The following is a 23,597-nucleotide window of genomic DNA, read 5'->3' on the forward strand; positions in this document are numbered from 1 at the left end:
CAAGACTTGCGTTGAGCACTTCAGATCAGGAAATCATTGAATGACCTAAAAACAAAGAGGAGGATAAGAATTAGATTGAAGGCATCAGGAAGGAGCAGCCCGGATTTGAACTGGATGGTTCAGCTATCTGCGGCACGGCTATGATGGCACCTTTCCATGGTGATCCACGATTTTAGACAGCAGAGCTGGCGGCGAAACCATTGGCCTGTGGGGTGGGAGAGCATTTGTCCCTGATACACGTATAACAGAATGGCTAAATACCGCGAACTGTTGAAAATCCGAGACTCTTTCCTCATGCCTTCAACAGCAAAGGAAAAATATTGAATCAATCTGAAACTAACACTTGACATTGGCTTTTACATAACAGCCGTATTTGGCACCTCATCTTTCTAGAATCGTGACTTGGACAATCACCATTCTAGATAGATGGGGTGCTTCTTTCTATAAGAAGCACCGGCCTTCCTCCCGCATAGCGGGAGGTTTTCTGTTTCGCACCTCTTCGGTGCTCAACAGCGCTCCTACGCATAAATAAAAAAGGATTCCGCTGAGCCCACGGAATCCTTTTTTAACTCAGTTAGCAGAAGAAGATGATGATGCCTCAAATCCCAGCTTTGCAGCGAGATCCTGGGCATCCTTGTAATTGTTGTCAAGAAGGTCCTGCATGTATTCCTTGCCACGGCTGGTAGCCAGCATTCTCTGGCTGGCAACATACTGATATTCAGCCTCAAGGCGCTGAGCATCCGCATCAGAATAGTCGCCGGCAGAGCGGAAATACTCCGCCGCATTGGCATACTTCCCCTCATTCATCTGTTCCACGCCCTTTTCATAGTCATCTTCCTGAGAAGAAGCTGCAGCACTTGCTGAAGCAGCTGCAGAGGAACTGCTGCCGCATCCAGCAAACACCAGTCCTCCGCACAGCACAACAGCCAGCAGTGCAGAAGTTGCTTTCATGTTTCTCTTCATATCACTTTCCTCCATTTAACCTCTGCTTTTCCAGAAACTCACATATACTTCCCAATCCCCCACAATTTTCTGAAAAAAAGCAGTGCCACGAGCAATTATACTTTATTCTGCCTTTCTTTCAATCAAGTTTATATTGACAAATTCAGACAAACGCAGTTCAGAATCTGAATGTTATTCTCACAGTCAGTTGTTACAAGCTGCCACTTTCTGACCACTCTGACAGCACGATTAACAGTGCCTGACCACTTTTCTGACTACTTGAAACTGAAAAAGCAGACCAAAATGGGCCTGAATAATATAAAAATCCTGCCATTTTCTCACAAGTGAAATTCAGGCTGTGAGCCATCAAAAAAGCCCTGTTTCAAGGGCTTTTCAAGGATGGGGCCAGTGGGACTTGAACCCACACGATGTTGCCATCACCGGATTTTAAGTCCGATGCGTCTGCCGATTCCGCCATGACCCCGCAATACAAAAAAGATGAATCAACTTCTTTGTTTTCTGCAGGTAGTTTATACTACATTTCCAGCGAAATCGCAATACAGGACACTCATTGACAGCAACGCACATATCGCCAACATATACATTGCAGATAATCATCAATGTATATCCACCTATCTAACATGAGCGGAAAGCACTTCCTCATCCTGAGGAAATATACTCTGTATTCGGGATCACCCCCGCATACGCGGGAAGCACCATCCTCCTATTAAAGAAAAGCGGATAGGGCAGGGATCACCCCCGCATGCGCAGGAAGCACCTCTGTCCATGCATCCCACGATGGCTGCCCGATAGGATCACCCCCGCATGCGCGGGAAGCACACACGATCTGTAATCCACTTGAAACGGCTTGCAGGATCACCCCCGCATGCGCGGGAAGCACCCATGTATAACTACACAATCAGCGGAAAATCCAGGATCACCCCCGCATGCGCGGGAAGCACGCTTCCACAGTGGGAGTCTTGGCCACAAGCCTGGGATCACCCCCGCATGCGCGGGAAGCACCTTGTGTAATCATACGAATCAGCAAAGATGTTAGGATCACCCCCGCATGCGCGGGAAGCACGGATAGTCCTCATAATAGACAACATTTTTGTGAGGATCACCCCCGCATGCGCGGGAAGCACTCTGTGATGGCCCAGTAGATGGCAAGAATTGTAGGATCACCCCCGCATACGCGGGAAGTACTTTGACGTTTTGTTCACATCAGCCTGTGCGTTAGGATCACCCCCGCATACGCGGGAAGTACTGATAAGTGATCGACGCTGTATTGCCTAGCTGAGGATCACCCCCGCATACGCGGGAAGTACCAATGGTGCATCCATCGGCAGCTTGTCGGGCAGGGATCACCCCCGCATACGCGGGAAGTACGGATACCATCTGTACTCGTGTGTCTTGTCCTTAGGATCACCCCCGCATACGCGGGAAGTACCAGAATTATGCCGATGTAATTCACAGCTGGCAGGGATCACCCCCGCATACGCGGGAAGTACTGGTAGGCTGGGGCAGATATTACGGTCCTATCAGGATCACCCCCGCATACGCGGGAAGTACGCAGAAAAACCCATTTCACGCATTGCTGCGCCAGGATCACCCCCGCATACGCGGGAAGTACCTGCTGTTTCCGAGTATCCGACAGTGACTGAGAGGATCACCCCCGCATACGCGGGAAGTACGAGCTTTGCTTCTTTGTAACTGTACTTGTAGTGGGATCACCCCCGCATACGCGGGAAGTACTTGTTGACTTTCTCCAGACTATCCTGATACTCGGGATCACCCCCGCATACGCGGGAAGTACATGACTGACTGCTGGATCATCCGGTCAAGGCTGGGATCACCCCCGCATACGCGGGAAGTACGGGACAACATCCTTCAGCCGGTATTCAGTGCCAGGGATCACCCCCGCATACGCGGGAAGTACTAAGGAAGGGGCAGTCTGCACAACTTTCCGGCAGGATCACCCCCGCATACGCGGGAAGTACTTCTGGCCAGGAACGCACAGCGGCAGCAGTGGAGGATCACCCCCGCATACGCGGGAAGTACATGACAGGTTGTTTCACTAGGTAAAACTCATGGGGATCACCCCCGCATACGCGGGAAGTACTGAAAGAACACGACATGACATTTGAGGGATTAGGGATCACCCCCGCATACGCGGGAAGTACTGGATACGGATAATGTGTCAACCGCCAAGAACGGGATCACCCCCGCATACGCGGGAAGTACGTCATCTGCTTGGTGAATGTGACCGTAGCCTTAGGATCACCCCCGCATACGCGGGAAGTACCCTCATTTAGCGATGTATCACGTATGGCTTATAGGATCACCCCCGCATACGCGGGAAGTACCAGCTTTTTCAGTACCTCACGCATAGCAGTCAAGGATCACCCCCGCATACGCGGGAAGTACGTATATTAAAGCCAAAGATACTAACGGCAACTAGGATCACCCCCGCATACGCGGGAAGTACCGCCGGCCACATCACCGTTCATCTGGAAACGCAGGATCACCCCCGCATACGCGGGAAGTACTACTTAATGGTGGCGTCATAAAAGGACAGGTTAGGATCACCCCCGCATACGCGGGAAGTACTACTTTGCCTTATCAGAGTTGGCCGCTGCATAGGGATCACCCCCGCATACGCGGGAAGTACTTTGCCATTCTTCTGAATAAAGCCGAGCAGGCGGGATCACCCCCGCATACGCGGGAAGTACCAAGCATCAGCAAAACGAGCGGCATAAAAACAGGGATCACCCCCGCATACGCGGGAAGTACTTCCAGTTCCGATTTCCAGCAGCATTGTTGAGGGGATCACCCCCGCATACGCGGGAAGTACCCATCTATCTGACCAAAGATGATGTGGCACATGGGATCACCCCCGCATACGCGGGAAGTACTTTGCCATTCTTCTGAATAAAGCCGAGCAGGCGGGATCACCCCCGCATACGCGGGAAGTACCAAGCATCAGCAAAACGAGCGGCATAAAAACAGGGATCACCCCCGCATACGCGGGAAGTACTTCCAGTTCCGATTTCCAGCAGCATTGTTGAGGGGATCACCCCCGCATACGCGGGAAGTACCCATCTATCTGACCAAAGATGATGTGGCACATGGGATCACCCCCGCATACGCGGGAAGTACCCACTCTCTGCCTTCTGCGATTGCGATGCATAGGGATCACCCCCGCATACGCGGGAAGTACTTCGCTTCCTGGAAAGCAGAGGATTTCAGCATGGGATCACCCCCGCATACGCGGGAAGTACTGAATAAGAGTATTATTGCTGCCCATGAACTGAGGATCACCCCCGCATACGCGGGAAGTACGATGGGAGATGGGACCGGCGTCCGAAAAGCAGAGGATCACCCCCGCATACGCGGGAAGTACACGAGGATTTCGAGCAGAATTATGCCGATGTAAGGATCACCCCCGCATACGCGGGAAGTACACCGTGACATGATAATCATCACCAGATGCCATAGGATCACCCCCGCATACGCGGGAAGTACTTGGCTTTCGATCACAGAATGAAATCTGGTAGGGGATCACCCCCGCATACGCGGGAAGTACTTGTTCCTGGCGAATGTTGGATGAAAATGCGGGAGGATCACCCCCGCATACGCGGGAAGTACAGATAAAAGATCCCTTCAAATAGGCATTTTCAGTTTTCAAATTTGTAAAAAACATTTAGTTTGTTTGATAACTGAAAGATCAGCTTTGCATCTTCAAGTGCTCTGTGTGGTACCGTTCCACTGATTCCATACGATTTCAGTGTTGTTTGTAGCTTATAGTTTTCTTGAAACAGTTTTTCCCTCTTTACTGTCTTAAGCACATCTATAATATCATTGCCAATTCCTTGCATACCGCATTTATGCAGTGCAGTGTTTAAAAAATCCATGTCAAAACTCAAATTATAGCCAACCAAAATATTATTACCGATAAAGTCACAAAATTCCTGTAACGCAGACTGAATATCCATTCCTCCTTTGAGCATATCATCGGTGATGCCGGTCAGTCCACTAATAACCGGAGGAATTGTTTCATGAATATTGACAAGTGCGTTATAAAACGTTTCCGTTATTCCATCCCATTTTACTGCACCAATCTCAATAATCTTATCACGTTCCGGATGCAGTCCCGTAGTCTCAAGATCGATGACAACATAACCTTTGTTTTGACGTAGGCTATGATCACTAACTTGGCGTTTGGCAAAGGAAGAATTTCTCGCATGATGTATATGTGAAGCAGTGCTAAATCCGTTCCGCAGAACATTCTCCTCCTCATCAGGCTTTTCTTTCAAAGGCACTAGTACCAGAGGAATACCATCCGAGTCCACAACTGATCTGTCAGCATTAATTGTCAAAAAGTCATACCCAATTTCATTCCTGCTGGCATAGCTCAGCGTTGCCTCTCCTTCTCCAACACTGTTGCAAATTCTCTCCCACAGATATTGACGCACACGCGTACTAAAGTTACCTACATATACTCCAGTAGCAATTTCCTGCATCCATTTTGTCAGGTCACCCCGCAGGGAAGCCGGCACTTTTTTCAGAGTAATTACAGTCATTGGCATCAGTCGTCACCACTGTAATTGATTCCATATGGAACAGTTCCTTCTTTGTCATCCCACAGGCTAAGTGGCTCGAGCGTGATCTGTTCATCTTCTCCAATATCAAGCAGATTCTGAAGATCATGAACAATTCTGGTCAACAATTTTCCATCAGAAAATTCATCACGAACTTTTTGCCTGGCAATCCTGCCAATATCATCGTCTTTGGTATATTCTGACGCAATCTCAAAAGAAATAGGAATTGTCAGCTCTGCTTTATATAGATCAGCTACATCATACACAAAAGACAGGTCATGACCCGTATGGACAAAGCCAAGTCCGGGACATAATCCCAAAGCACAGATAACGCTGTGAACGACCCCATACAGAGCTACATTCGCTGCAGATAATGCCTGATTAATAGGATCACTGCCCGAATAGTTATCAGGGTCATATTCTCTCTTGTCCCATCTCACTTCATATTTATCTGACATAGAGCGGTAAAGATGCCGGATTCTGGCGCCTTCATGGGCGCGAAGCTGCTGCATGGTAAGACCATCAACATCTTCATCTTGAAAACGCATTTTATACATCTTTCGGGCAATCTCTACTCTTGACCTGGTATTTGTCACAAGCATTGCCTGTTTTTCAAGAAAGCGTGTTGTACGTGCCAGAGATCTGCCATGTGCATATTGACGAACACCATGTTCACCAACCCAAATCATACTTGTTCCTGTATCGCCCAGAAGTTCAACCGCACGATGGCTGATATCGGTTCCTGGTCCCAGGAAAAGTACACCAATAATAGCTGCTGGAATTCTGACTGTTCCCCTGCTGTCCAGTACCGTAATAGCCCCATCCTGTCTGTTGATCTTTGCATGTTCAACATAAATGAAGGTGACTCTGTCCCGGATTTGAGGCAACTGCTGTAACTCTATTTTATCAGTTGCTTTTTCCATAGTATGATCACTCTATTGGAATCACCGTCATCATTCCAAAACCATATGCCTTTTTGCGGCCAATTCCCTGAATCAGGGCATGCCGGAATAATTCTGCATCTTTCACCTGCAGAACGCCTTCAAATGCCGCCTGACTAAGGCGAACTGTCTTCATCCCGGATTTCTTCAGAAGCACATATTTTCTTTCCCTGACGGTATACTGTCCTGGTTCCAGAAGAAATCCATTTGGTTCCGCCCTTTTTGCAAAATACGCAAGCTGCTGACTGACTGTCACTTCGGGAAATACCTTTCCTCTGGTGTGCGTGCCATCAGATACAGAGTGAACAGGATTCAGAACAGCTCTGAAACGATATCTTTTCCCGGTTGTTATTCCTGCCAGAAATCGATCATAGTTCTTTGTCTGCGCGGATCCAGGCACGCCATATTTCTCGAGTCTGACCAGATCTGGTTTTGTTTTACTGACGACAAGCAGATAGGTATGCCCGTTCAGAGTGTCCAGACGCCAGAGCTTCCTTGTTCTTTCACCCTGTGTTTCTTCATCAGGAAAGCTATCTTCGACCCAGCTGTGATATGCTCCGACATGAGTCAGATCTCTGATTTTCTGACGATTATTCGTATCAAGTTCTACACGTGATAAATACATATCATTCCTCCACCCAGGCAAACACGTCATGCTCCGTCTCTTCATCTTTATATGATGGGTTATCAATATTGATCAAAGTCTTGCTTTCCTGCCTGAGCAGATACCTGCGTCCTTCCCAGGAAAAAGAGTCAACATAATCTCTACGGTAATTTCCTTTTCTTTCTGGAATCAGGCAAGCATCTGCGTGCAGAGAAAGAGAAACTGACTTTGTTTTTCTATGCTTTCTCTGGTACCAGGAGGAAGCCTGCCACGGCTGCTGATGCAAGGCAGTAATCACATCAGTATTGATACATCCCATGAAAAAGTCAGCAGGCACCGGATATGATCTTCTGCCCATATAGAGCGGAAAATATGGATGCTGTAAAGCTTCGGCAATCTCATCAATCCAGTCATCGTCTTCATGTCCGACCGCTACAACGAAAAGCGCATCCTCCAGATAATATCTCTGGGTAACGTAAGTTCTGTCCAGAACCACTGGTTCTGTATTATTCTTGTATTTATGTGCCGTCTGGTAATCTTTGCTCATTGCTCCAGGCTGATCTATGCGTACAGCAAAATGAAGCTGATTCAATCTGCGGATCTTTGCATCAGAATCTCTGCGATAGCCAAAAGCTGCCGCAATCATCCCAATAACAGCACTTTTTGAAGGATACAAGTCTGTATGACGGGTTTCAAAATGAGATGAAGACCCCCAGGACTGCAGGGGTCCTGAAAATTTCAGTAAAATGGTCTTCATAAAGTCTCACTTTCTAAAGCAGAGTTCGGATCTGATCCAGATCTTCCAGCAAATCTGCAAGACTCTGCTCTTCCTTTCCTTCAGGTTTTTCTCTGAGATCAGTATCTGTCAGATACAAAGTAAGAACAGGCTTTGAAACGTATTTTTCAGTTTTTTCCAGTTCAGAAAACATTTTTTCCACTGATTTTTCGGCATACCCATCTGTTGATTTAACGGGTTTTTCAAAAGCACTGACAAGGTTAACAGGTCTGTCCGTTCTGACATTGATCATGATTGCCTCTGGAAGTGTTGTGTTGGCAAATGTATTAATCTTTCCGGTCGGCATCGAATTCGAGAATGCTTCCACAAACAGCTTTAATGCGTTGATCGTGTTATCCACATTTCCAAGCTGCCTGTTCAGCTCATGAACAGCGACATTGGCATAGCGATACAGTGTCTCCGAATTATACTCAATCGTGCCAAGCATGCCTGCACCTGCGTTATCTGCGGGTGACAAATCATCCATTGCAGTGTAGTAATCAAATTCTGTTTCAACCGCATGTGTGGAAATAGCATGTGCAACCTGTGCTGAGGCATCTTCATTCAGCGTAGGATCATCTGCAACCATCCTTCCAAAAAGAGCAATATCAATATCCGGATTATCTTTCAGTATTGCCTGTAAAACCTTTTTGTCTTTTTCTCCATGCAAAGCTGCAGTTGCCAGGTTCTCAGCCTGCTCTTTGCCAAGGAAAAACAAAGCCTTTGCAATTCTGGCCTTTTTATCCGTTGAAATACCGGCATCATTTAACGCCTTTTCAGCAAGATCCATTGCTTTTGCACTATCGACAGTGCTGTCCTGTTCCTGTATTGCTTCGGCGACATATTCTACAATATGCTTCGTGCGGACGCCCAGTGTTGCAGCGCTATGATCTTCAAAGTACTGTCGCATTGCACGCTTCCACGCCTGCGAACTGACCCTCGCCCTTCTGACACCTCCATACTGCGCTGTCTTTGGACTTCCTGTATCATCACGGTTGATATTGGAAGACGGTAATGTCTGAATTGCATGAATGTCAAGATAAACTCTCTGATTAGTCATTTGTACTTTCCTCCTTATTCAGATTATTTTCCTGCTGATCATTAATATTTGCATAGTAATCCTGTGCCCAACGGAAGCATACCGAACGCCGGTATCCTTTCTGCCAGTTATACAAATCATTTGCAAGACGTCCAAAATTCACGGTCATCACATATTTGCTCTTTACAATCTTAAGCAACTGTCGCAGATGATGCGTCATCTCAGCATACGTATCTGCAGTAATCAGCGCATTGAATCTGCGGTCAAGCGCTTCTGAATCATCAGCTTTTCTTCCACTGCGGAGCGATGCGCCGACCGAATGCTCATAAGAACTGTCTGAAATGACGGAAGATGAACCCTGCATGCACATTGCATACAGCTGCAATGCTGTAAATACAGCAGACTCCTCTTTTGTTTCTTTTCCGTTTCTGCTGAGAAATTCCGACGGAATGTTTGCAAGCAGAATCGGCCAAACATCTCCAGCATCTGACAGCGGTTTGCCAATAGAATTTCTCAGCCTGGCCAGGTTTGCAGCTTTATGTGCATCATTTTCCAGCTGCGAAATGATGCGGATTGTCACTTGTCCTGCAGATTTTCTGATGGTATTTGTCTCTGACATGTTTCCTCCCTACTTTAGAATCTTATTAACCCCACCAATAAACATCTGATATGCTGTCACAATATTTAACGCGTTATTATTATCGTCTATTATTCCCAGGTAATCTCTTGTTGTAGCCTGCTGTACAATCTTCTGAGCTTCATCACGGGCGATTTCCTTCAGCATTTCATGCCATTCTCTGATCCTTTGGTCTTTAGAATCTTCAGGCTTAATTGAAGCAAGCCACTCACGAAAGGGATGATTCAGACTCTGATAAAAATCTTCTTTACCAGCATCCGCAAATGCCTTTCCACCTTTTTTCGGATCCATCCCCCGGATTCTGGCAATGTTTGTCAGAAATCTCCAATATCGGTCCGCTATCAATTTCGTGATATCAACTGTCTCATTAATTCTGACAATCCATCCGCGGTCAGTTTCATCAGACATGACCATATCATTTACAAATAATTCATCCGTCACTTCATCAACAGGAACCCAGGAAGTTGCCCCGCCATCATCCTGCATACTCACGGCACAGATCGTAATAAATCTTCTTCCAATAGATCTGCTGCGCCTGTCAAGTGATTCGATAATAAGTGGTTTCTTCTGATGGTCATCTGAAGAACTCTTCAGTGCGATCAAGCCAAAATTTCTCCACACTGACTGAGCAGGCCTGTGTTTTTGAGGGGTATAGTGGTTTTTATATTCACCTGTTTTATTAAAATGCCATATTGTCATTGGCTCAATGAAATTATCCTGATGAACAATACCAGGAAGCTTGACTATCTGAAGCGTTTTCTCTGCTTTTTCTTGGAACGCCGGATCAATGGCAATTGCTCTGCTCCAATTTGTATAGAGATCTGCAAGGTTTTCAACGGTCTCACCTCTGATCAGCTTATTTATATTTTCTATTCCAGAATACTCCCAGCAAGGTGATTGTGGTGAGTATTTATCTTCAGGATGCACAGGAATAAAGTTCAGCATCAATGTTTCAAAGAGATTATCTCCTTCTGCATAAAGTCCACCTATATCATACAGCCATCCCTTGGAAGGCTTCTGTCCTTCCTTTACAAGACTTGCTTTATCAGCAACACCAATATATCCCTGCAGCATGATCAGCCATCTGATCAGCTGCGCAGATGTCATATCATCCTTTGGGGATAATTTCTTTTCTTCATGATCACCAACCGGTGAAAATAACGCAAGTTTGTTGTTGCTTTCTGAAATGAGACGGTTGAAATTCCTTCCTTTCATCTCAGTAGGTTTTTTGCCAGTGGGAAGAAGGGCTCTCATTTCCTTCTGTGTAACCTGGTAGAAAGGAAACTTGTCATCATACAGAAAGAAATGATCTCTCCACTTTTCCAGATACTGATTTACAATTTCGGGAAAAGCGCCTTTCTTCCACAATGCGTCCCAGCAGGTATTCCTGGCATCTTCATAGTCATCACTGTCCAGAGTGTTAATCTGCCTCATCTGCTGATCCAGTTCAATTCCCTCATATGGTCTTCCCTCACTGTCAAAACGTGAAAATACTGTCTGAACAACTGAAAGCAGAAAACGAAGCACTGCAAAATTCTGTGTTTCCATTTCTCCAGCCAGACACTGATACTCCTGAGCATGGGAAAACACTTCTTTCAAAGATACATCAAGTTGCTGCCCATCCATAGACATTACGGAAATCCAAGGCTCATCCAGCAAATTAAAACTCCCCATTGTCTTCCTCCTTCTTCACCTCAAGTCCAAGCATATTGTCATAATGAAGACAAATGCCAAATTCAGAAATTACAAAATTACCTTTCTCATCGAAAATGATGCCAAGAGCGCCTTTGAGCCATATCTGGCTTTGCCACTCTGACAGCTTCTTTTTATTATACTCTTCAAGCCATTCGATCATTCTTCCGGCCCCAGCCTTATAAGTAGCCGCACGCGGCAGACGGATTGTCTGTTCAGCAAGCTTCCTGGCAATTGCAGGTTTATCAATATTAGCCCCAAGATTCCTCTCCTGCTCAGTTTTGGCGGCAAAGAAACCATAGCATGAACCATATTGTCTTACCGCAATCACTTCAATCGTTTCTTCCGTATCTCTTACCTGCGCACAGGCTTCTTCCTCTTTCTCCAATCCGACTGTGTTATTCAGCCACCCAAACAAATTTCTTTTTTCAGGATTGATCCGCAATGATGGACGGTCAATCTGGAATACACCAGCTTTCTTGCTTTTGTTATGTGTATATGTCTTAAATTTTTCTTTTGCATGCTGGTAGAGTAGTTCAGGCTGTTCCGTGTATGGAGGATCTATATGGTTCAAATCGTATACCTTTTGCACAAGCGGTGAGACATCCTGCGGAATTCTGATTTCATCAGGCAGCCAGAACTGTGTGCGAGCGAGAAGATATTCCTGGTAGACATGTCTTGACCCGGATTCAAACTCCATTGGTTTGTCCGCTCCCATTACATAGATGCATGCCTCTTTGTATTGTGACGGTCTGCTGATCTGATGGCGCTGCAGCCTGCCAATTCTCTGAATCAAAAGATCCATCGGGCAAAGATCCGTAAATACGGCATCAAAGTCAATGTCAAGCGACTGCTCTATTACCTGGGTGCCAACAACAATCAGTCGTTCTGGCCTGTTCCCACCCTTGCCAATACGTTTCAGCAGCTCATCTTCTATCTTTGCGCGATCTGCTGCAATAAAGCTGGAATGTAATAGCATCACATTCTCTTTTCCGTACTTTTCAGCAAGCATAGATGCCGTATCCTGCGCCCTTCTGACGGTGTTGACGATCACGCCAATAACACCTCCCTTTTCAAGCAGCGACGAAACGTTAGCAATCAGGGAATTGTCCGATATTTTCTTTATATGCACAGTTCTTTGTTCCATGGCCTCAAAGTCAGCGTTCTGCTTCACAGATGCACCATCTGTGTATGTCAGCAGCGGATAACGTTCTGTCTGCAGATCGGTGTCTGAGTGCGAAAGGCTGAGTGTGCTGCTTCCATATCCACGAAGATAGCAGCGCACAAATTCAGCTCTTTTATCAGCCGGAAGAGTTGCTGACAGCAGGATAACAGGAACGTGATATGCCCCCATCCACTCAAGCGCTTTGTCAAGATACTGCTGCATGTAGGCATCGTAGGCATGTACTTCATCAATGATGACAACTTTTTTATCAAAGCCCAGATGCCGCAGCATCAGATGCTTCTGCTTCAGTGAGACAAGCAGGAACTGATCGACTGTTCCAACCACAAAGTCATCCAGTGATGCTGTTTTGCGCCCTGAAAACCACTGATTGACAATAACTGAATTTTCACCATTCTCATCAGTGCCGATATTGCTTGCCCTAGTTTGATCATCATGGTGGCTGGTCAGTTGGTTCATCAAAGGATTCAGCAGTGACTTGCCATGCTGCAGACGGAAAGACTGTGTGTTGTCATAGTCTTTCACAACGCTGTCAAGCCATGGATACACTCTTGCAAAGATACTGTTTGCCGTAGCCTGAGTAGGAAGGCCAAAGAATAATCCGCTTCTTTGCGTCTTTGCTGCAAGCTGTTCAGCAGTTGCTAGAGCGGCCTCTGTCTTTCCGCATCCGGTAGGTGCTTCGATGATGACAAGACCGGGATGCTCTGTATTTGCTATTGTATTAAATATTGTTTTCTGAAATCCACGAGGTGCAAAATGGAATCGTTCCGCAAACAATTGATCAGCAGAGTCCGGCTCTCCGACCGCAAGAGGCTGATCACAAAACCATTTTCGGACTCCATTCTGAAAGCGTAGCGCGCTGTCACCAACAGTATCCTGATCAATATCAATCAGAGGGAAATAAGATTCATTGCTTGCAATCCAGTCAGCCATGATTACAAGACCACAAAGAATAACCTGAGCAGGCAGAGAAAGTGATGGCAGATTGCTGATTTCAAGAATACCACTCTGCTCAAGAGCCCACCTGCATATCCATTCCTGCGAATCTTTCCACAATTTGTAAACGGGAGAATTTTTATCTTCAACCTGATAGTAATTTGCCTGATAGCCATCAATCTGATCCTCAAGCACATATGCATTATCTGCAGGCATGCCATGATGTCCGGAAATGATGGAAGCAATATCGTCATTAACTCCAATCTGTTTTAGGATAACAGCCCCAGCAAGAGAATGATGCGTACAACAGGCTGAAGGAAGCCGGCATTGTCTGATGCCTGTTGCACCACAAAATTCGAGTTTTTCCATCAGAATATCATCGAGGTCATCCGAGCAGGAATACCCCTTTTGTGTCTGGAAAGCCGGTGTTGCTTTGCCGATATCATGAACACCTCCAAGAAACCTGACAAGCCTTTCACCGGTTTCTTCATTGCCTGAATCCATCTGAGCAACGACAGCATCTCTTTGGCCCTGCGCCAGCCAATGATTCCACAAAAATCCAGCTACGTTCATTGTATCCTGGAGATGAACCAGCAAAGGAAGCCAGGAAAACCTTCCACTTCTATCACTCTTTTTTGCCCATAGCACATTAACTAAAGAAGGATGATCAGATTCGATTTCCATATTTCCCCCATGCAAATGATATTCGCGTACATTAAAACGCATACATATATATATTTTCAATAATACAATCCGTCCCCATGATACTTCACAGACAATTCTTTTTATATTATAAACTTGTACATGCACATAAATCCAGCTTCGTCAGAAACAGAACATAAAAAACCGCATCCTATGTTGGATACGGTTATTTAAGAGGTTCCTGCCGGAGTCGAACCGGCGCTCACAGAGTTGCAGTCTGTTGCCTTACCACTTGGCTAAGGAACCACGTTCACTTTTCGTGCTTTCTTATAATACCAAGAGTAGAGGTCAATTGCAACCAAAACTATCAGTAAGGACGCCAGATCATAGCATACTGGCAGATGCCGCAGGGCAGTTCTGCACTGGCTGCAGTTCTGAATCCGCAGGCCTCATATTTCTGTCTTTTGATCGGTGAATCCGTGTCGAGAATGATGGGGATCTGTTCTTCAGCTGCCTGTTTCTGAAGCTGTCTGAGCATGGCGCGCATCATGCCCTGATGCTGGCTTTCTGTACGTATGGCAAAGAGATAGACATACAGGTAATTGTGTTCCTTCCGGAAGCGTTCCGTTGCCGGCTGCCACGATGACAATGCCTGCTGCATTGCCATCGTGTGGGCTGGTTTTATATGTCTCAGAACATTCCATCCCATCCTTGCCTGTGCCAGTATACTGGGACCATTGTGCTTGTGATAGACAAACATCCAGGCACTTCGTGCTTCATTTTCATAGAGTGATCCGGATAAGACTGCCATATGGATAACCGCCTGCATCAGAGCCATGGTTTCCTGCACATCCAGCATGGCGGGAAATGTTCCCGGTTCATGCAGGAATGCGTCTGTACAAGCCGATGCGATTTCCTGACATCTTGAGATATCAGTGACCTTGTGCATATCAGCCTACTTTGACTTTGTTCCAGAGGTCGGAGAGTTTCTGCTTGAGAACCGGATTATAGTGGAATGTTTCGTCTTTGGCATAACCGGTTCTTGGGATGTAGGCATCGTTTTCAAAGTAGTCACCGTCTTTGCCGCTCATGTATTCCGCGACACTCTTGTCAACGGATGTATAGCCGACGTAGCTGCTGTTTTCCATCTGTACATCTTCGGAGATGATGTAGTTGATGAAGGCATTGGCAAGGCCCGGGCAGCTGGCATTGGATGGAATGACCATGGCATCGATCCAGACATTGGTGCCCTGATCCGGTTCAATCCAGCCCATATCCATGTTTTCAGACAGGACATAAGCCGCGTCACCGGAATACATCAGGGCAATGTCTTCTTCGGCATTAACCATGCCATCAATGACTTCATCCGTCACATAGGCGGGATCCATGGTGTCATTCATTTCCTTGAGCCATTCATACGCTTTTTGAATCTGTTCTTCATCATCTGTATTCATGGAATAGCCAAGTGCTTTGAAGGCAACCATGAAGGCATCGCGCTGGGAATCGTAGAAATAGATCTTGCCCTTATATTCCGGATCCTTGAGGATATTCCATCCCTCTTTCCTGATCTTTTCCTCCGGAACAGTGGTCTTGTTGTAAACAAGACCGACGGATCCCCAGAAGTACGGAATGGAATATTCCAGGGTTGGATCGAAGGACTTCTGGTTCTCAATGACATTCGGATCGAGCAGGCTGTAGTTGGTCATGGCACTCATGTCAATCTTCTGCAGCATGTTCTCCTGCATCAATTGCTCAATCATGTAGTCACTCGGGACAAGCACATCATACGAGCTGCCGCCCAAGAGCTTTGTGTACATCATTTCGTTGGATTCAAACGTATCGTAGTTAACGCGGGCATTGTACATCTTCTCGAAGTTGGAAACGACATCTTCGCCAATGTACTCACCGGCATTGAAGACGTTGATGACGCTGCAGCCATATTCTGTTTTGGCATCTGCCACCTGCTGCACATAACTGCCGCTGCCGCCGGCACAGGCAGCCATGGAAAGACAGGTTGCACTAAGCAATGCGGTCTTCAGCAAATGCTTCATTGTTCTTTTTCCCCTTTCTGATCATCGGCACGACGTTGACGATGATCAATACGATCGTAATGATCAGCACGATAATCGAGCTGAGTGCATTGATGGTTGGATTGACGCGCTTGACGTTGGCATAGACATAGATGGAAATGTTGGATACGCCTGGTCCGGTCGTGAACATAGAGATGATAAAGTCATCAAAGGACATGGAGAATGCGACCAGTGCTGCGGCAACAATACCCTCTTTGATCTGCGGGATGATGACCTTGAACATGGCCTGCATCGGTGTGCAGCCAAGGTCCATGGCAGCTTCGGCAATGTTGGGATCCAGCCGTCTGAGTCTTGGCATGATGGTCAGGATGACATAGGGAATACAGAAGGCAATGTGTGCCAGCAGCATTGTCATGAAGCCTGTCTTGATGCGCAGAGATGTATAGAACAGCATTAAGCCAATTGCCGTGACAATCTCCGGATTGAGCATTGGCAGGTTATTGACCTGGGTAACGGCTTCTCTGATAACTTTCTTGTTTTTGCTTAAAGAGATCGCAGTGATGGTACCAACCAGCGTGGAGATTGCCGTTGCCAGCACCGCACAAAGTACGGTATAGCCGATGGCTTCCAGAATGGATCTGTTATGGAACATGGCTTCATACCAGCGCAGCGAAAAACCGGTGAATCTGGTCAGAGATTTGGAACGGTTGAAGCTGAAGAAGACAACATAGGCAATTGGTGCATAGAAGAACACCATGATCAGTGCAAGCCAGATTTTAGCTTTGAGATCTGTTTTCTTTTCCATCAGTCAGATGCCTCCTCTGGTTCTTTGTCAAGTTTGCGGGTGATGTACATGGAGATCAGGATAATGATGGCCATGATCATACTGATGGCGGAGCCGAAGTTCCAGTCACCGGTACTGATGAAGTAGTCTTCGATCAGGTTGCCAATGAGAACATATCTTCCGCCGCCCAGCAGCTTGGGGATGAAGAAGGAAGATACCGCCGGCAGAAAGACGAGTGTGATGCCGCTGACAACGCCGCTGAGTGACAGGGGCAGAATGACTCTGCGGAATGTCTGGCGGCTGTTGGCGCCAAGGTCATTGGCGGCAATGATCAAAGCAGGGTCAATCTTGTTTAATGCATTGTAGATCTGCAGGATCATGAACGGCAGGAAGTTATAGACCATGCCGATATAGACACGTACTTCAGCGGGCCATCCGGTTCTGGCCAGGATGCCCTTCCAGGCATAGGTGCGCACCAGCATGTTGATCCACATTGGCAGCGTGATTAACAATACGGTCAGCCCCTGGCTTCTCGGCTTCATTCTTGCCATGAAATAGGCAGTTGGATACCCGATGGCAATGCAGATGATGGTTGTGAAGAATGCCATCTTTAAAGAGCGCCACAGCACACTTGGAAAGATGGAATCGGAGAAGAAACGGGTAAAGTTGGAAATGGTGAACTGGAAAGTCAGAACATCGTTTCCTTTGACTGTGAAAGCATACAGGACAATCATGACCATGGGCAGCACGATCATGATGAAGGCCCAGATCATGTAAGGATACACAAGTTTGTTAAACTGCTTCATGTGCTTACCTCATCTTTCTCATGACATGGATGTCAGATGGATCCCAGCGCAGACCGATTCTCTCACCGACTTCATGCTTGTCAGTTGTCTCGATCTTGAGCTCGCGGCCCTGTGTGCTGAACGTAATCGGATAGTCGCCTTCGGTGATATTCTGGTCATCAAAGTCATACTTCACGTCCCAGATCTCAACGCGGCTGTTATCTTCGGTATCCCATGCATAGGCATCTGCCCAGCGGATCAGATCAGTATCCAGGGCAACAGACTCCTTGATATCATCCGCATTGCGGTAGAAATCAAATGCCTGGATCTTCTCTTCATTTTCCGTATCTTCAACAACCTGCGGCTTGACCACATGAATGCGGATCGTGATGGAAGTGCCGGCATCTGTGGCAAATGTGCACGGATAAACGCCGACTTCCGGCTTGACATCATATTCCACGGTTGTCAAAGATACATCTTCATTATCATCATTCCATGCCTGGGCATTGGCACGGGCAATGACCTCAGGATCAGACAGGCTGGCAACGTCTTCCAGATCCATGTAGAACGAAGAAGCACTGATCTTTTCACGGGCTTCTTCATTGACGACGTCCTGTGCCTTGGTCACATGCATCGTAACGGTCTTACTTGTACCGGAGGATGTCTCAGCAATAACCTCATAGTGTACGCCCTTGAACAGAACAGACTTGACCTCACCATTCAGCAGGCCTCTGTTTCTGGTCACGATATCAATATCCTCAGGACGGATCACAATATCAACCGGCTCATTCTCATGGAAGCCATAATCCACGCAGTCATAGACCGTATCATCAAACTCTACTCTGCGGTCTGCCTTCATCGTGCCATCGATGATGTTGGAATCCCCGATGAAACGGGCACAGTATTCATTGATCGGCTCATTGTACACATCAGTTGGCGTGCCGATCTGTTCAATCTCACCATCTTTCATGATGACGATCTTGTCAGACATTGTCAGAGCCTCTTCCTGATCATGCGTGACAAAGATGAAGGTAATGCCGACTTCCTTCTGGATGTCCTTGAGTTCCATCTGCATTTCTTTTCTCAGGTTCTTATCCAGTGCACTCAAAGACTCATCCAGCAGAAGTACCTTAGGCTCATTGACCAGCGCTCTGGCAATGGCAACACGCTGCTGCTGGCCGCCGGACATCAGGGTAACATCACGCTTTTCAAAGCCTTCCAGACCAACCAGCGAGATCATGCGGGAAACCTTTTGTTCGATGATATCCTTTGGCATTTTGCGGATATTCAGGCCAAAGGCAATATTGTCATAGACATTCAGATGCGGAAACAGAGCATAGTGCTGAAATACCGTGTTCACATCCCGCTTATAGGCAGGCACGCCTGCCTGATCTTCGCCATCAATCAGGATATGGCCTTCATCCGGTTCCAGAAAGCCGCCGATCATGCGCAGCAGGGTTGTCTTGCCGCAGCCGGAAGGTCCCAGCAGCGTCACAAACTCATTCTCATTGATGTCCAGTGAGATCCCCTTGAGAACAACCTGGCGGTCAAATGCCTTTACAACATTCTTGATTTCGATCAGTTTCTTCATTTTCTCTTATCCCCTCTTGTCTTCAAAATACAGGCGGTGTGCTGATCCACAGCACAACAGCTTTGTTTTCCGTACGATTTTCCAGATAGTGGGCTGTATCACCCTTGAGATAGAACGTATCCCCGCGCCGGGCAGCAATACCCTTACGGTCCGTGTCCCGCATGATGACAATCCTGCCCTGCAGCACATAGCCAAACTCTTCACCCTCATGCGGCTCAATCACCTGGGAGCGTCCATGCGGCAGCAGCTCCATCAGCAGCGGTTCCATGTCATTCTTCTGTGCATTGGGCACAATCCAGTGCAGCACTCTGCCCTCCTGCTCATCCACAAAAGCATCCTGCGGTGTAAACACAATCTTCTCTTCCCCTTCCTCCTTGAAGAAATGCGAAAGATCCGTACCCAGCGCCTCACAGATATCATCCAGCGTTGCCAAAGACGGTGCGGTCAGATTCCGTTCCAGCTGGCTCAGAAAGCCCTTGGTCAGTTCTGTCCGGCTGGCCAGTTCCTGCAGAGTCAGCTCATTCTTGATGCGCAGCTGCCTGATTCGATTGCCAATATCTATCACTTGCAAGCCCCCCTCTCATGTTTAGTTTAGCTAAACTAAAAATGACTTTTTAACAAACCTTGTTTATTATACCGGACTGCTTCACTTATGCAATACTTTTTGTTTGCAATCTCTAAACTTCTGGGTCAGAAAAAGACCTGCTGCAGAAAAATCCAGCAGGATGCTTTCAAATGAACATGTTCTTTACAGCTTTCCAGCATGATTTTCCAGCCATCGCATGAAAAAAATGGGTTCCATGAGCCCGGATACCTGTTAGGCAAAGATGATGCATGCTGCAGCATTCTCTCAACTGCCTCACAGTTTTCAGCTGAAGAGCATCGTAAGACACGCAGTCTTGTATCCTTCGGTGGAACCATGCCAGAGATCAGAAAGACAGCTTAGATTTTGTCAAAAGAAAAAATCTGCAGTCATCGCTGCAGATTTTCTTATGCTTTCTTACTTTGCTTTATTGATGAGTTCCTGAACTGCTTCTTTCGGCTGGAAGCCAACAGAGCTGCCGGCAACCTCACCGTTCTTGAATGCAATCAGGGTCGGAATAGACATGATGCCATAGCGCTCAGCAACTTCCGGGTTGTCATCCACGTTGACCTTGATAAAAGTCACATCGCTGTTTTCACCCGCCAGCTGCTCAACGACCGGTCCCAGCATCTTGCACGGTCCGCACCAGTCTGCATAGAAGTCTACAAATACACTCTTGTTGTTCTTCAGTGTCTCATCATATTCCGCTGTATTCTTGATAATATTCATTGTTGTTTCCTCCGTTTACATGGGACAGTATGCCAAATCATTTCCGGAAAGAAAAGTGAAATGCTCAAAGCCGCTTTGCGGCAGCTTCATCCAGCACAACCGTCACATCATCATGGCGCTGCAGGATGCTTGCCGGGCAGTCTGTTGTAACTTCACCCTTGATCATGCCATAGACGGCATCAGCCTTATTGGCACCTGTGGCAATCAGCACAATCTTTCTTGCCCGCATGATGGATGCCAGTCCCTGTGTAATAGCCTTGGTCGGAACCTTGGACTTGTCGCCGCCGAAGAATCTGGCATTGTCAGAGATTGTCTGTTCCTTGAGGTCAGTCACATGAGTCACAGAATCAAGCGGTGTACCCGGTTCATTGAAGGCAATGTGGCCATCGGAGCCAATGCCAAGAACCTGCAGATCAACGGTATGCTTTGCCAGCTCTGTCTCATAGTCTGCAGCTGCCTTTTCAGGATCATTGGTGCTGCCATCCGGTACATGGATGTTCTCTTCCGGGCAGTCGATGCCGTCAAAGAGGTTTTCATGCATGAAATAGTAGTAGCTCTGCTCATCGGTATGCTTGAGACCGACATATTCATCCAGATTGAACGTCAAAGCATTCTGATAGGATGTACCGTTTTCCCTGTGATCCTGAATCATCAGCTTGTAAAGACCAACTGGTGAGCTGCCGGTTGCCAGACCCAGCACTGGTTTTTCCTTGCGCATGATATCCTTCATCAGCTTGAATGCCTGTTCGCTGACTTCGTCATAGTTCTTGCAGACAATAATGTTGAACATAGTGAATGATATTCTCCCTTCTGAAAAGCCTTACATGAGAAAGAATATCAGGACGGGTTTCCAGTGTCAATCTCAGAACACTGTAATGTCATAACCTGCATGAAACGTATCATGCGGCTGCAGGAACTGGGTGCCTTCCCGCTTTTCAAACGGCACTTTGACCTGTTCAAAATCGGTGTGGGAATACCACGGCTCAATGCATACAAACGGTGCATGCGGGCTCCAGAACGCCAGCCATTCAAAGCCGGTGAAATGTACCTTTACACCATGGCTGCCATCGTTGAGTGATACCTCATCACTGTCAGGATGATGAATGATGATCGTCTGACTCAGTGCATCCGGATGCAGGGACATCCGTTTTGCCCCGGCCAGGTACGTTTCCTTCCAGGTGAACGTTTCCGGTGCATTGAAGTCAATATGATAGTCTTCATACTTCTTTGCCGGATCACTCGGGCAGTTGAAAGCCGGATGCAGGCCGAAGTTGAACGGCATCACTTCTTCATTGTCATTGGTGATTTCATAGCGGATGGACAGCTTTGCGCCTTCCAGGTGATAGGAAATGGTCATCGTGAAATGGAACGGATACTGTTTCAAGGTTTCTTCACTGTCTTTCAGCTGCATCACGATATTGCTGTCATCATGATGAATGCAGGTGAAATCACTGTGTCTGGCAAAGCCATGATTGCCGGTATGATACTCTTTGCCATTGATATGGAGTGTATCATCCCATGTCTTGCCAACCATCGGAAACAGGGTCGGGTTGCGGCCGGACCAGTACCTGGGATCTCCATTCCACATGTACTCAAAGCCGGTCTTTGCCAGTGTGAAGCTGTGAATCTCGGATGCGTGCTCATCAATGGTGACTGCCGCTTCCTCATTTTTCATTGTATAAACTGCCATACGATTCCTCCTGCACACATCATACCCCAAAGAAAAAGGTGCTTCAATGCACCTTATTCCCAACCTGTTCCAAAGATTGTCTCCGGACGGACCTTGCATGGTGCCGAAGCGCCATTTTCACAGATTCTTTCCGTGCTGGAATTCCAGCCGGTATTCATCGCCATGTCGCCATTCCAGTTCTCGGCATAATACGAGAAGTTGGAAGCATCGCCAAGATAATAGACACAGATATGGCAATGCGGGCCGGTCGAGTTGCCGGAGGAACCGACATTGGCCAGCCGGTCGCCGGCATTGACTACCTGTCCGGTGGATACTGAGAAGGATCCGGTTAACAGATGGTAGTATTTGACACCATAGGCGGAGCCATTGACACTGACCAGCAGCAGGATTTCATTGCCGCCGCCGACCACCGGGCAGTAGTCGCCAAGATGGCCATAGCCGCAGCCGGCATCATGGGCATACAGGACAACACCGTTGGCCGCTGCTACGACATAGGACTGGCCATAGACAACACCATAGCCGAAGTCTTCACCATAGTGCTTGCCGCCGGAAGCGTAATACCATGTGCCTGCACCGGGTGTCATCTTGACACCGGGCACCGGCCATGTCCAGCCGTCACTGGCTGTCACCTGGCCAAGGGCATCCGAAATATTCTTCATCTGTGACTGAATGTCTTCGATATTGGACACAATCGAAGCTCGCTGGGCCATCAAATCTGCCTGCTGCTGTTCATATTCCTGCTGAATGACCTGTGCCTCATACTGCTTTGCAAGCACATCATCCTGCTTCTGTTTCAGCTCATCCTGGCTGGCCTGCAATTGTGCCTTGGCATCATTCAGGGACGCAATCAGATTATTCAGTTGTACTAACAGCGAATGGCTGTAGGATGTGATATCACTGAGACCATTGGCCACCCGGATCAGATCTTCAAATGATTTGGCACCCATCAGAATATCCACCATCGTTGACAGCCGCATCGTCGGCTGGGCATTGACAATCTGACGGTTCACCTTCTCACGCAGAGAAGCTTCGTTTTCTTCCTGTTCATTGATCTGTGCCTGCTGATCCTCAATCTGTGTCTGCAGGGAATTGATCTGCGCATTGAGATCATCAATCTGGGTCTGATAGTCGCTGATCTTAGCGGCATATTCTTCAATGTTGGCCGCAATCTGCTCCTTCTGGCTGTCAATATCCGCAATCGATGCAGACAGTGAATCAGACTGGGATGACATATAGTCCACGAAGCCCTGACAGGAAGTCTTTTCCGCTGAAGTCAGATTTCCCGATGTGCAGAGATTTGTCCAGTATGTTGTATCGGAATAATCATCATCTGCGCGTATGGGCAGAACACTGACTGCCAGCATGATGCTCAGCAGCGGAATCAAATGGCGTCCCTTCATAAAGCTCCTCCAA

19 protein-coding genes, 2 tRNA genes and 1 CRISPR repeat array are annotated in these 23,597 nt (G+C 47.3%); all 21 genes read right to left on the bottom strand.

Translation table 11 applies throughout. The features are described 5' to 3' along the window. Positions 1-570: 570 nt before the first annotated feature. Positions 571-963 carry an outer membrane protein assembly factor BamD gene (locus tag DHU66_RS01515; RefSeq protein WP_135358280.1) on the bottom strand — a complete coding sequence of 131 codons (393 nt, stop codon included), beginning with the start codon at positions 961-963 and terminating at the stop codon, positions 571-573. 379 nt (positions 964-1,342) lie between these two features. Further along, positions 1,343-1,426: transfer RNA gene (locus tag DHU66_RS01520), tRNA-Leu, on the bottom strand. Positions 1,427-1,630: 204 nt separating this feature from the next. Further along, a CRISPR array of direct repeats spans positions 1,631-4,590; the repeat unit is 29 nt; unit sequence GGGATCACCCCCGCATACGCGGGAAGTAC. Between the two features lie 29 nt (positions 4,591-4,619). Beyond that, positions 4,620-5,525 carry a type I-E CRISPR-associated endoribonuclease Cas2e gene (gene cas2e, locus DHU66_RS01525; protein ID WP_209451712.1) on the bottom strand — a complete coding sequence of 302 codons (906 nt, stop codon included), beginning with the start codon at positions 5,523-5,525 and terminating at the stop codon, positions 4,620-4,622. A 5-nt stretch (positions 5,526-5,530) separates the two neighbouring features. Continuing rightward, positions 5,531-6,466: a type I-E CRISPR-associated endonuclease Cas1e gene (gene cas1e, locus DHU66_RS01530; protein WP_108774130.1), complete on the bottom strand. Its 936-nt coding sequence runs from the start codon at positions 6,464-6,466 to the stop codon at positions 5,531-5,533. Between the two features lie 7 nt (positions 6,467-6,473). Continuing rightward, entirely contained in the window at positions 6,474-7,109 is a 636-nt protein-coding gene (gene cas6e, locus DHU66_RS01535) for a type I-E CRISPR-associated protein Cas6/Cse3/CasE (protein ID WP_108774131.1), read from the bottom strand. Between the two features lies 1 nt (position 7,110). Further along, positions 7,111-7,845 (bottom strand): type I-E CRISPR-associated protein Cas5/CasD, encoded by a 735-nt coding sequence (gene cas5e / locus DHU66_RS01540; protein ID WP_108774132.1) that lies wholly within the window; start codon positions 7,843-7,845, stop codon positions 7,111-7,113. Between the two features lie 13 nt (positions 7,846-7,858). Continuing rightward, positions 7,859-8,923 (bottom strand): type I-E CRISPR-associated protein Cas7/Cse4/CasC, encoded by a 1,065-nt coding sequence (gene cas7e / locus DHU66_RS01545; RefSeq protein WP_108774133.1) that lies wholly within the window; start codon positions 8,921-8,923, stop codon positions 7,859-7,861. Then, positions 8,916-9,521 carry a type I-E CRISPR-associated protein Cse2/CasB gene (gene casB / locus DHU66_RS01550; protein ID WP_108774134.1) on the bottom strand — a complete coding sequence of 202 codons (606 nt, stop codon included), beginning with the start codon at positions 9,519-9,521 and terminating at the stop codon, positions 8,916-8,918. The genes cas7e and casB overlap by 8 nt, the downstream gene beginning before the upstream one ends. A 9-nt stretch (positions 9,522-9,530) precedes the next feature. Next, positions 9,531-11,213 (bottom strand): type I-E CRISPR-associated protein Cse1/CasA, encoded by a 1,683-nt coding sequence (locus tag DHU66_RS01555; RefSeq protein WP_108774135.1) that lies wholly within the window; start codon positions 11,211-11,213, stop codon positions 9,531-9,533. After that, positions 11,200-14,076 carry a CRISPR-associated helicase Cas3' gene (gene cas3, locus DHU66_RS01560; protein ID WP_342587726.1) on the bottom strand — a complete coding sequence of 959 codons (2,877 nt, stop codon included), beginning with the start codon at positions 14,074-14,076 and terminating at the stop codon, positions 11,200-11,202. Before cas3 ends, DHU66_RS01555 begins: the two co-directional genes overlap by 14 nt. A gap of 151 nt (positions 14,077-14,227) precedes the next feature. Further along, positions 14,228-14,298: transfer RNA gene (locus DHU66_RS01565), tRNA-Cys, on the bottom strand. A 61-nt stretch (positions 14,299-14,359) separates the two neighbouring features. Then, complete coding sequence (locus DHU66_RS01570) at positions 14,360-14,941, bottom strand: GNAT family N-acetyltransferase (RefSeq protein WP_108774137.1); 582 nt, start codon at positions 14,939-14,941, stop codon at positions 14,360-14,362. 1 nt (position 14,942) lies between these two features. Further along, entirely contained in the window at positions 14,943-16,043 is a 1,101-nt protein-coding gene (locus DHU66_RS01575) for an ABC transporter substrate-binding protein (RefSeq protein ID WP_108774138.1), read from the bottom strand. Then, positions 16,012-16,827 carry an ABC transporter permease gene (locus tag DHU66_RS01580; RefSeq protein ID WP_108774139.1) on the bottom strand — a complete coding sequence of 272 codons (816 nt, stop codon included), beginning with the start codon at positions 16,825-16,827 and terminating at the stop codon, positions 16,012-16,014. The genes DHU66_RS01575 and DHU66_RS01580 overlap by 32 nt, the downstream gene beginning before the upstream one ends. Further along, positions 16,827-17,612, bottom strand: a complete 786-nt coding sequence (locus DHU66_RS01585; protein WP_108774140.1) for an ABC transporter permease — start codon at positions 17,610-17,612, stop codon at positions 16,827-16,829. The genes DHU66_RS01580 and DHU66_RS01585 overlap by 1 nt, the downstream gene beginning before the upstream one ends. 4 nt (positions 17,613-17,616) lie before the next feature. Further along, complete coding sequence (locus DHU66_RS01590; protein WP_108774141.1) at positions 17,617-19,182, bottom strand: ABC transporter ATP-binding protein; 1,566 nt, start codon at positions 19,180-19,182, stop codon at positions 17,617-17,619. 22 nt (positions 19,183-19,204) lie between these two features. Continuing rightward, complete coding sequence (locus DHU66_RS01595) at positions 19,205-19,744, bottom strand: helix-turn-helix domain-containing protein (protein ID WP_108774483.1); 540 nt, start codon at positions 19,742-19,744, stop codon at positions 19,205-19,207. A 438-nt stretch (positions 19,745-20,182) separates the two neighbouring features. After that, positions 20,183-20,494, bottom strand: a complete 312-nt coding sequence (gene trxA, locus DHU66_RS01600) for a thioredoxin (RefSeq protein ID WP_108774142.1) — start codon at positions 20,492-20,494, stop codon at positions 20,183-20,185. Between the two features lie 64 nt (positions 20,495-20,558). Further along, positions 20,559-21,284 carry a glucosamine-6-phosphate deaminase gene (gene nagB, locus DHU66_RS01605; protein WP_108774143.1) on the bottom strand — a complete coding sequence of 242 codons (726 nt, stop codon included), beginning with the start codon at positions 21,282-21,284 and terminating at the stop codon, positions 20,559-20,561. Positions 21,285-21,356: 72 nt separating this feature from the next. Further along, positions 21,357-22,184, bottom strand: coding sequence for an aldose 1-epimerase family protein (locus tag DHU66_RS01610; RefSeq protein WP_108774144.1), 828 nt, complete (start codon positions 22,182-22,184; stop codon positions 21,357-21,359). 53 nt (positions 22,185-22,237) lie between these two features. Then, on the bottom strand, positions 22,238-23,584 hold the full coding sequence (locus tag DHU66_RS01615; RefSeq protein WP_167836202.1) for a murein hydrolase activator EnvC family protein: 1,347 nt from the start codon (positions 23,582-23,584) through the stop codon (positions 22,238-22,240). Positions 23,585-23,597 lie beyond the last annotated feature (13 nt).

Origin of the sequence: Lactimicrobium massiliense, from assembly GCF_900343155.1 — a bacterium.
Lineage (GTDB): Bacteria > Bacillota_I > Bacilli_A > Erysipelotrichales > Erysipelotrichaceae > Bulleidia > Bulleidia massiliensis.

Bases quoted from the DNA above. Each gene is read 5' to 3' on its own strand.
- DHU66_RS01585 (WP_108774140.1), bottom strand. From the start codon at position 17,612: ATGAAGCAGTTTAACAAACTTGTGTATCCTTACATGATCTGGGCCTTC.
- DHU66_RS01515 (WP_135358280.1), bottom strand. From the start codon at position 963: ATGAAGAGAAACATGAAAGCAACTTCTGCACTGCTGGCTGTTGTGCTG.
- DHU66_RS01590 (WP_108774141.1), bottom strand. From the start codon at position 19,182: ATGAAGAAACTGATCGAAATCAAGAATGTTGTAAAGGCATTTGACCGC.
- trxA (WP_108774142.1), bottom strand. From the start codon at position 20,494: ATGAATATTATCAAGAATACAGCGGAATATGATGAGACACTGAAGAAC.
- casB (WP_108774134.1), bottom strand. From the start codon at position 9,521: ATGTCAGAGACAAATACCATCAGAAAATCTGCAGGACAAGTGACAATC.
- cas2e (WP_209451712.1), bottom strand. From the start codon at position 5,525: ATGACTGTAATTACTCTGAAAAAAGTGCCGGCTTCCCTGCGGGGTGAC.
- DHU66_RS01575 (WP_108774138.1), bottom strand. From the start codon at position 16,043: ATGAAGCATTTGCTGAAGACCGCATTGCTTAGTGCAACCTGTCTTTCC.
- cas6e (WP_108774131.1), bottom strand. From the start codon at position 7,109: ATGTATTTATCACGTGTAGAACTTGATACGAATAATCGTCAGAAAATC.
- DHU66_RS01580 (WP_108774139.1), bottom strand. From the start codon at position 16,827: ATGGAAAAGAAAACAGATCTCAAAGCTAAAATCTGGCTTGCACTGATC.
- DHU66_RS01570 (WP_108774137.1), bottom strand. From the start codon at position 14,941: ATGCACAAGGTCACTGATATCTCAAGATGTCAGGAAATCGCATCGGCT.
- cas1e (WP_108774130.1), bottom strand. From the start codon at position 6,466: ATGGAAAAAGCAACTGATAAAATAGAGTTACAGCAGTTGCCTCAAATC.
- DHU66_RS01555 (WP_108774135.1), bottom strand. From the start codon at position 11,213: ATGGGGAGTTTTAATTTGCTGGATGAGCCTTGGATTTCCGTAATGTCT.
- DHU66_RS01610 (WP_108774144.1), bottom strand. From the start codon at position 22,184: ATGGCAGTTTATACAATGAAAAATGAGGAAGCGGCAGTCACCATTGAT.
- cas5e (WP_108774132.1), bottom strand. From the start codon at position 7,845: ATGAAGACCATTTTACTGAAATTTTCAGGACCCCTGCAGTCCTGGGGG.
- nagB (WP_108774143.1), bottom strand. From the start codon at position 21,284: ATGTTCAACATTATTGTCTGCAAGAACTATGACGAAGTCAGCGAACAG.
- cas3 (WP_342587726.1), bottom strand. From the start codon at position 14,076: ATGCGTTTTAATGTACGCGAATATCATTTGCATGGGGGAAATATGGAA.
- DHU66_RS01615 (WP_167836202.1), bottom strand. From the start codon at position 23,584: ATGAAGGGACGCCATTTGATTCCGCTGCTGAGCATCATGCTGGCAGTC.
- cas7e (WP_108774133.1), bottom strand. From the start codon at position 8,923: ATGACTAATCAGAGAGTTTATCTTGACATTCATGCAATTCAGACATTA.